The organism is Thermoanaerobaculia bacterium, from assembly GCA_018057705.1.
In the GTDB taxonomy this organism is placed as follows: Bacteria; Acidobacteriota; Thermoanaerobaculia; order Multivoradales; family JAGPDF01; genus JAGPDF01.
In genome coordinates this window covers 1,969-10,576 of the sequence record JAGPDF010000107.1, presented here as the reverse complement: position 1 = coordinate 10,576, position 8,608 = coordinate 1,969, and the positions used below count along the sequence as shown (strand labels likewise).

The window sequence follows — 8,608 nt, the reverse complement described above, 5'->3', positions numbered from 1 at the left end:
CGCAGCACCAGGCGCGCGAACGAGACGCCGCCGGCGCGCGCCGCGAGGACGAACTCCTGCTCCTTGAGCTGCAGGATCTGGCCGCGAACCAGGCGCGCGGTGCCCACCCAGCCGATCGCCACCAGGGCCAGGATGACGTGCGAGAGCGCCGGTCCGAGCACCGCCACCAGGGCGATCGCCAGCAGGATCCCGGGAAATGCCAGGAAGACGTCGAGCAACCGCATGAGCAGCGCGTCCACGCGGCCACCCAGCGTGCCGGCGAGCGCACCGAGGAACAGGCCGAGAAGAGTCGCCGAGCCGACGACCGTGAAGCCGACCAGCATCGACACGCGAGCTCCCCAGAGGAGACGCGACAGGATGTCCCGGCCGAGCTCGTCGAGACCGAACGGATGGGCGCGCGTCGGACCCTCGAGGCGGCGTTCGAGATTCTGGTCGACCGGTCCGTGCGACGCGATCAGCGGGCCGAAGAGCGCCACCAGGAGGAGGATCGCCACCGCCGCACCGGCAAGACGCAGACGCTTCGTCACGAGAGCTGCCGCGCCCTTGGTACGATGGCGCCATGAGCGGAGCCCCCTCGCGCGCCGGAATCTACGACCCACTGATCGCCGACCTCGAGGCGACGCTCGCCGGAATCGACGATGCGATCGCCGCCATGGCGACGGTGGCATGCCTGATCTACGAGCGCGTTCCGGGCGTGAGCTTCGCCGGCTTCTACCGCCGTGTCGGCCCCGAGCTCCTGCGGATCGGTCCCTACCAGGGCCCTCTCGGCTGCCTGGAGATTCCTTTCGCGCGCGGCGTCTGCGGCGCCGCCGCCCGCGAGCGCCGCACGCAGCTGGTACCCGATGTGCACGCCTTCCCCGGCCACATCGCCTGCGACGCGGGCGCACAGTCGGAAATCGTCGTGCCGGTCCTCGATCAGCGCGGCGAGGTCGCGGCGGTGCTCGACGTCGACTCCCACCTGCCGGCGAACTTCGATGCCGACGACCTTGCCGGGCTCGAGAAGCTCGTCCGGACCCTTTCTCCACGCCTGACTCATCGGCCTGCCTCCGCCTTCGCCTCCTGAAGCCGGATACGCGGATCGAGCCAGGCATAGAGCAGGTCGGTCGCGAGATTCACCAGCACGTAGGTCACCGAGATCAGCAGCACGCAGCCCTGCACCAGCGGATAGTCGCGCAGGCGGATGGCCTGGATGAGGAGCCTGCCCAGTCCGGGCCACGAGAAGATCGTCTCGGTGAGGATCGCGCCGGTCAGGAGCGCTCCGAACTGCAGGCCGACCACCGTGACGACCGGGATCATCGCGTTCTTGAGCGCATGCAGCAGGGCGACTCGGGAGCGCGAGATCCCTTTGGCGCGCGCCGTGACGAGGTACGGGCGGCCGAGCTCGGCCCCGACCGCCGAGCGCACCATGCGCGTCAGCAGCGCCGCCAGCGCGAGGCCCAGAGTGGCGGCCGGCAGCACCAGGCTCTGCCAGCCCGAGCGCCCCGAGACCGGCAGCAGATCGAGCTGGATCGAGAACAGGAGCATCGCGACAGGTCCGAGCCAGAAATTCGGGATCGACACCCCGGCGAGCGAAAAGAGGCGGGCCAACCGGTCGATCCAACCATCGCGGTGGTAGGCGGCGAGCATGCCGAGCGGCAGGGCGATGGCGAGCGCGGCGGCCAGGGCTGCGAAAGCCAGCGCCGCGGTCGCCGGGTAGTGCCGGGCGATGAGCCTCGCCACCGGCTCGCCGAAGTGCAGCGAAGTGCCGAGATCGCCGCGCAACAGCCCGGCGATGAACCCGGTGTACTGCTCGAGGAGCGGCCGGTCGAGGCCGAGCCGGGCGCGCAGCGCCGTGACGTCGGCCGCCTGCGCACCCTCGCCGAGCATCATCTCGACCGGATCTCCCGGGATGAGATGAATCAGCGCGAAGACCAGCGTCGCCACCGCGAGCGTGACCGGGACCGCTTGCGCGAGGCGGCGGACGAGGTAGCCGATCAATCTCTGCCGCCCGCGAAGGAGCCCGCGGTGCCAACCGTTCCGATCTCGTCGTCGAGCCCGAGATGGAGCACCAGATAGGAGAGCGCCTGGCGCGACAGGCCGAGGCGGCGGGAGGCCTCGGCGCGATTGCCTCCTGCGGCGCGGAGCGCCCGGAGCAGCAATCCGCGACGGAAGTCGTCGAGCTCCTGGTGATAAGCGCTCGTCGCGCGCTCTCGCACCTCCCCCGACGGTGCGCCCAGGTCGAGCATCGCGGCGCGGATCGGCCCGTCTCCGGCGAGCGCGGATGCCGCCTGAAGGGAGTGCGCCAGCTCGCGGACGTTGCCCGGCCAGCGGTGCGCCTCGAGGGCGCGGCGCGCGTCGGCGGCGAGATGCAGCTGCGGCCGTTCGCGCCGACGGCTCTCGGCAGCGACGAAGTGCTCGGCGAGCAGCATCACGTCCCCGCCGCGCTCACGCAGTGGCGGCAGCGTGACGGTGCAGACCTTGAGCCGGTAGTAGAGGTCCTGGCGAAACCTGCCGTCGCGCACCATGGCGTCGAGGTCGCGGTGGGTCGCGGCGACCAGGCGCACGTCCACTCGGCGCGCCGTCGATTCGCCGAGCCGGCGGACCTCTCCCTCCTGCAGCACGCGCAGGAGATTCCCCTGGGCGACGGGTGGCAGGTCGCCGATCTCGTCGAGGAAGACCGTGCCGCCGTTGGCAGTCTCGAAGACGCCGGCCCGCGCCCGGTCGGCGCCGGTGAACGCCCCGCGCGCGTGACCGAAGAGATCCGACAGCAGCAGCGTTTCCGACAGCGCGGCGCAATTCACCGGCACCCAGGGCGCGCCGGCGCGCGCGCTCGCGCGCCGGACCTCCCGCGCCGCGAGCTCCTTGCCCGAGCCGCTCTCGCCGAGCAGGAGGACCGGCATGTCGCTCGGCGCGAACTGCCGCAGCCGCTCGAGCGCGGCAGCGAGGAGCGGGCTCTTGCCGATCCAGCCTCCGGCCGCCAAGGCGCCCTCGCCGGCACCGCCGCCGGCCGGCGCCGGTTCTCGCCCGAGCGCCACCCGCGGCTCCGGCAGCTCGCGCAACAGCAGGGCGAAGATCGCCCGCAGAACCTCGTCGACCCGCGCCACGCGCAGCCGCAGCAGGCCGCCGGCGCGCTCGGCGATCAGCTCCTCGGCGACCGCATCGTGCGGCGCGCTGCCTTCGATCCAGCGCAGGTCGCCCGACGGCCCGTGCCAGACGAGCTCGGCCTCGGGCGCGCCGACGCTGCGAAAGAGCTCGCCGAGGGCGGCGCGATCGCCCGGCGGTTGCAGGGCGTAGTCGCGCAGCGCCGTCCACAGTCGGACCTCGCCGCGCGCCAGGATCGCCGCATAGCGCGCGGCACCGAGCTGCCGGAACAGCTCTGCGGCCGCTTCCCGGTGCTCCCGGGGTACGGCTCCCGGAAGCGCGAGCTCGAGATCGAGGAGGAGCCGCGCCCGGCGAAACGGCGGCAGCGAGCCGAGCGCGGCGGCGGCGCCGGCGGCCGGGAGACCGCCGTTCGTCGCGAACGCTGCAGCGGGCGGCGCTTCGCCAGCGAGAACCGGCAGCCAGAACGCGGCGAACGCTCCGTCGCGCGCCCGAAGGCGAGCCTCGTCGAGTCTGCCGGCGAGTGCGAACAGGGCCGGGACCTCCTCGGCCTCGAGCTCGCCGAGTCCGGCGGCGTCCACCCACTCGAGCCAGCCGGCGGCTTCGCCGGGCCGTTCCAACCAGCCGCAAGCCCGCGCCGCAAGCACGGCGAGCTGGGGCCGATGGTAGTCGAGTCCCAACCTCTCCTGCTCCGCGAGCCAGCGGCGGCAACGCTCCACCGCCACCTCTGGACGACCGCGCACGAGCTCGAGCCGGAGCCAGAGGGCCTCGTCCACGGTCAAACCGCGCCGGTTGCCACTCCTGCGATTGTGCGACATCGAGGCGCGCAGGATCGTTTCGACCTCGAGAAGCTTGCCCGAGCGCAGCCGGACTTCCGCGAGGTTCCATTGCGCCAGCGTTACCGCGAGCGGTCCGTCGCAGAGCCGCAGAAGGCGCGCCGAATGCTGAAAAGCGCGTTCGGCGCGCGCGAAGTCGCCGAGCGTCAGGTGCCCGAGCCCGAGGTTGTTCCACGCCCGGCCGGCCTCGAATCGCCGCAACGCGCGTCGCGAGGCGAACAAGGCCCGGGAGTGCTCGACGACCGCCGCGCCGTCGGAGTCGCCGAGCGCTTGCCAGACGCGGGCCTCGTGCCAGTGCCGTGCAACGCGCGGATTCGCCGCCTCGGGACGGGCGCCCGCGAAGTGCCGGGCCGCTCCCGCCCGGTCGCCGCGATCGAGCGCCGCGGTGGCGCCCAGAAGATGGGCCAAGGCCCGGGACACGGGCGAACGGGCCCGCGCGAGCGCTGCGGCCGCCCAGTCGGCGGCGCCGTCCGGTTCGCCGGAGAGCGCCAGGACGCGCAGCGCCAGGTCGCCTGCGGCGATGCGCTCGGCGCCGGTCAGCGGCCGGGCTGCCAGCGCGTGGACGATCTCCCGCGCTGCGGCGAGCTCGCCGAGCAGCAGGCAGCAGGCGCCGCGGAGGCCGAGCGCTGCGCTGTCCTCCCGCCCGGCGAGCAGGAATTTCGTCTGCTCGAAGCGCCCCAGCGCAAAGAGCGCCTCGGCCTGGCGCCACAGGTCGGAGGCGGAGGGACGGGAGGCGAGGGGAGCCCGGGCCTCGGCGCTGCCGGGCGAGGCCGACGAGCCGGACGGACCGTCGTGTCGGGACGGTCCGAAGAGCCGTTGACGCACCGCGGCCGGCCCGGCGACACGAGAGTGCACGACGCCCTCGCGCACCACGCCGCCGCGCAACGCCTGGTGAACGAAGCTGAACTCGGGCTCCCAGAGAAACTCCGCGGCCGCGAGAATGCGGCCCACCGCCTCGTCGGAGGACATCGGCGCCAGCGCCCCTTCCCACGCCGTCAGGAGCTCCCGGGCCGCGCTCCGCCCCTCGCCGCGGCCGGCCACCCGGGTTTTCGCCCGGAAGAGCCGCAGGAGGAGCTCCCGCAGCTTCTCCTGAGCCGGCCGGGAGTCTCGGCCCGGCCGCGCCTCGAGCCCGGAGAGCCTGCCGCAGCCGTCGACTGCGGCGCTCTCCCAACCCCGGACGAGCGACCAGCCGGCACCGTCACAGAGCGAGAGCACCGCCGCACCCTGCAACAGCACGCCGAGCTTGGCGCGGTCGGTACAGGCCGCGGCGTCGATTGGCCGACCGGTCGCCGGCACGAAGGCCGGATGCTCCAGGCGCTCGGCGCCCGAGCTCATGCGCCGCCCGCGAGCAGCCGTCCGAGGTCGAGCCAGAAGCCGGGATAGGACTTCCCGACGCAGGCCGGATCGGAAATCGCAAGGTTGGGGCGGCGCAGGCCGACGAGCGCCATCGCCATCGCGATGCGGTGGTCCCCGTGCGGGTCGACAACGACGGAGGAGTCCGGGGGCGCACGCTCCGCCCACCGGCCAGGGATGACCAGTCCGTCCGGGAGCTCCTCGACTTCGGCGCCGGCGCGGCGGAGCTCGCAGGTCATCGCCGCCAGGCGGTCGCTTTCCTTGATGCGCAGATGGGCGACGTTGCGAATGCGCGTCGTGCCGCGCGCGAACGGGGCCAGCGCCGCGAGCGTCGGCACCTGGTCGGGAATGTCGCCGAGGTCGGCATCGACGGCGGTCAGGGCGGAGCCGCCCTCGACCGTCGCCCCGTCGGCGCTCCACGAGACCTTCGCTCCCATCTCCGCGAGGAGATCGAACAGGCGCCGGTCGCCCTGCCGAGAGCTCCGCGCGGCGCCGTCGATCCGCACCGTTCCGCCACTCACCGCCGCCGCAGCCGCCGGATAGGCCGCGGCCGAAAAGTCGGCTTCGATTTCGACGTCACCGCCGCGCAATCCTCCCGGGCGCGCGATCCAGCGGCGGTCCGCCACCGTTTCGACCCGGCCTCCAAAGCGCTCGATCATGTCGAGGGTCAGCCCGACGTAGGGCGCGGAAGCGAGCTCCGCCACCTCGACCTCGAGGGGACTCTCGGCGCACTGCCCGGCGAGCAGCAACGCCGACAGGTACTGGCTCGAGGCCGAGGCGTCGAGGCGCACGCGGCCTCCCGGCAGACGGCCGCCGTGCACCACGAGAGGCGCATGGCCCTCCTCGCCTTCGAAGTCGATCGCGACTCCGAGGCTCTGCAGGGCGCGCGTGAGCGGGCGAATCGGGCGCTCGCGCAGCCGCGCGATGCCGTCGATGCGGAAGCTCCCGGGAAGCGTCGCTGCGATCGCCACCAGGAAACGGAACATCGTCCCGGCGTTGCCACAGGCGATCGTCGCTGCGCGCGGCAGCCGCTCCGGCGGGGTGATCACGACAGCCTCGGCGTCTCCAGATGTCCGCTCACAGTGAAAGCCCAGCGTCGCGAGCGCGCCGAGAAACAGGTCGGTGTCCTCCGCCGCGAGCGGCTGCCGGACGACGGTCCGCTGCCGTGACAGCAGGGCGAGCGCCAGGGCGCGATGGGTCAGGCTCTTCGACGAGGGCGGGCGCAGGCGGCCGGAGGCCCGCCGGCCAGCGGGTATCTCGATCATCGAGCCCGCCGATCCGGGCTCAATCGACGGTGGCCACGAGCCCGTCATGGCCGAGCTCGATGCCGGGAGGAAGGTCGAGCAGCAGCCGGCCGTGGTCGATGTCGTGCGCGATGTGGGTCAGCAGGGTGCGGCGGGCACCGATGCGCTGGGCCACCGCGATCGACTCCGCAAGGCTGAAGTGCGTCGGATGCGGCCGGTAGCGCAAGGCCGAGAGCACCAGCAGCTCGACGCCGGCGAGCAGGCCGAAGCTCTCCTCGGAGATGAAGTTGACGTCGGTCACGCAGGCGAACCGGCCGACCCGGAAGCCGAAGACCTCCATCTCGCCGTGGCCCACCGGCACCGGGACGACGCGCTCGCCCAGCAGATCGAACGGGGCCCGCACCGCATTGAGCTCGAGCCGAGGCTTGCCGCCGCCCTCCTGCCCGCCCTCGAAGACGTAGGTGAAGATCTGCCGCATCCGGCCCATGGTCTCGGCGGAGCCGAAACAGGGAATCGACCCGCGTTGGCGGAAGTTGAAGATCCTGAGATCGTCGAGACCGAAGACATGGTCGGCGTGGGAATGGGTGTAGAGCACGGCGTCCACCTTGTCGATTCCGAAACGCAGCGCCTGCTCGCGGAAATCGGGCGAGGTGTCGATGATCATCGAGCCGCCGGCGACCTCCAGCCGCAGCCCCGGCCGCATTCGACGGTTGCGCGGATCTTCCGAGCGGCAGACGGCGCAGTCGCAACCGATCACCGGCACGCCGGTCGAGGTGCCGCTGCCGAGCATCGTCAGGCGCAGCGCCGGGAGACTCGGTCCTCGCAGCGCTTGGGCCGGAACGGGACCGGCGATCGTGGACATGGAAAAAGTCTATCCGAGCCATTCGACCCGTCGGCTCCGGAACCAGGCGTCGAGCAGACGGATCTCCCCGCCCGGCACGAGGTAGGTGCGCGGCTCGTGAAAGTGGCCGAGCAGGAGAACATCGTGCCCCTCGGCCAGTCGCCGCGTGCCGAAGCGGCGAATCGGCACCTCCGGGACCTCCGCCTTGTGCTTGAAGTTGGTGCGCGAGAGCCGGCGCTCGGCGGCATCCACGAGCCTGCCGACCACCCGGCGCGGCACGCCGCGAATCACCATCCGGACCGCCCCGCTCTTCGACAGCCAGCGCCAGGCCAGGTACTGCCGGTCGCGGTCGTTCAGTCCGTCGCCGTGCACCGCGAGGTAGCGCACGCCGCCGGCCTCGAAGGCGCATTCGACGCCGACCGAGTCGAAGCTCCCTCGATAGGGGCCCTCGGCGAGAAAAAAGTCGCGGTTGCCTTCGACATAGTCGACGCGCAAGCCCTGCCGGCGCAGCGTCGCAATGGCGTCGACGAAGCGCCGGATGCCCGGCGTCTCGTACTGATGAAAACCGACCCAGGCCTGGAAGAGGTCGCCCAGGAGCACCAGACGGCCTGCGCCCTCTCCTGGGAGCCGCAACAGCTGGTCGACGAGCGGCTGCGCTTCGCCCCCGGGTCCGCCCAGATGTGCATCCGCAACGACGGCGACTCTCATCGCGATTCTCTCTCCTTCCGGTCCTGGCTCTAGGATAGCGCCCCGCCCGGCGGGGCGGGACACGCCCCGCGTACGGGGTGTGTCCGCCCCTCGCAGGCACCCCTACACTGGATCAGGCAGGACGCCTCGTCGTCCTGCCGTCTCCTGCCTCTCTCCGAGGAGGTCCCCATGATCCAGCGCCTCAGCAGAATCGTCGTCGGAAGCTCCCTCGCCGCGCAGAGCGACGGCGTCCTGGCGAGCGCGATCGCCTTTTCCCGCCTGGTGGGTGCGCAGCTCGAAGTCGTGCACGCCTATGTGCCGCCGATGCCCTACATCGGGGACCCGTTTCCTGTGGCCTGGGCGAGCGACGAGCTGCTGGCGGACCACGAAGCGGCCCTCGAGCGCGCCCTCGTAGCCCAGGCCGAGCGGGTCGGCGCACGACCCGGAGAGCTTGCCGGGTTCCGCCTGACTCCAGCACCGCCGGCCCTGGCCCTCGAGGAAGCGGCCAAGCGGTTCGACGCCGGGCTGATCGTCGTCGGGCCTGCGGAGAGTGGCTCGCGGATCGCGCG

8 protein-coding genes are annotated in these 8,608 nt (G+C 72.4%); 2 read left to right on the top strand and 6 right to left on the bottom strand.

Annotated elements, in window-relative coordinates; all coding sequences use genetic code 11:
- The coding region (locus KBI44_19985; protein ID MBP9146762.1) for an ABC transporter permease at positions 1-527 on the bottom strand (527 nt) is incomplete at its 3' end.
- Positions 528-559: 32 nt separating this feature from the next.
- On the opposite strand from KBI44_19985, the gene KBI44_19980 reads away from it, so the two are divergent.
- Positions 560-1,063: a GAF domain-containing protein gene (locus tag KBI44_19980; GenBank protein ID MBP9146761.1), complete on the top strand. Its 504-nt coding sequence runs from the start codon at positions 560-562 to the stop codon at positions 1,061-1,063.
- Here the strand turns inward: KBI44_19980 and KBI44_19975 are convergent.
- From KBI44_19975 to KBI44_19955, 5 genes are read right to left on the bottom strand one after another with little or no spacing between them, the layout of a single operon-like run.
- On the bottom strand, positions 1,033-1,977 hold the full coding sequence (locus KBI44_19975) for an ABC transporter permease (GenBank protein ID MBP9146760.1): 945 nt from the start codon (positions 1,975-1,977) through the stop codon (positions 1,033-1,035). The two genes, KBI44_19980 and KBI44_19975, sit on opposite strands and share 31 nt — an antisense overlap.
- Complete coding sequence (locus KBI44_19970; protein ID MBP9146759.1) at positions 1,974-5,249, bottom strand: sigma 54-interacting transcriptional regulator; 3,276 nt, start codon at positions 5,247-5,249, stop codon at positions 1,974-1,976. The genes KBI44_19975 and KBI44_19970 overlap by 4 nt, the downstream gene beginning before the upstream one ends.
- Entirely contained in the window at positions 5,246-6,532 is a 1,287-nt protein-coding gene (aroA, locus tag KBI44_19965; protein ID MBP9146758.1) for a 3-phosphoshikimate 1-carboxyvinyltransferase, read from the bottom strand. Before aroA ends, KBI44_19970 begins: the two co-directional genes overlap by 4 nt.
- 19 nt (positions 6,533-6,551) lie before the next feature.
- Positions 6,552-7,373, bottom strand: a complete 822-nt coding sequence (locus KBI44_19960; GenBank protein MBP9146757.1) for an MBL fold metallo-hydrolase — start codon at positions 7,371-7,373, stop codon at positions 6,552-6,554.
- A gap of 9 nt (positions 7,374-7,382) precedes the next feature.
- On the bottom strand, positions 7,383-8,060 hold the full coding sequence (locus KBI44_19955; protein ID MBP9146756.1) for a UDP-2,3-diacylglucosamine diphosphatase: 678 nt from the start codon (positions 8,058-8,060) through the stop codon (positions 7,383-7,385).
- A gap of 168 nt (positions 8,061-8,228) precedes the next feature.
- Here KBI44_19955 and KBI44_19950 point away from each other — a divergent pair.
- A partial coding sequence (locus KBI44_19950) for a universal stress protein (protein MBP9146755.1) occupies positions 8,229-8,608 on the top strand: 380 nt, incomplete at its 3' end.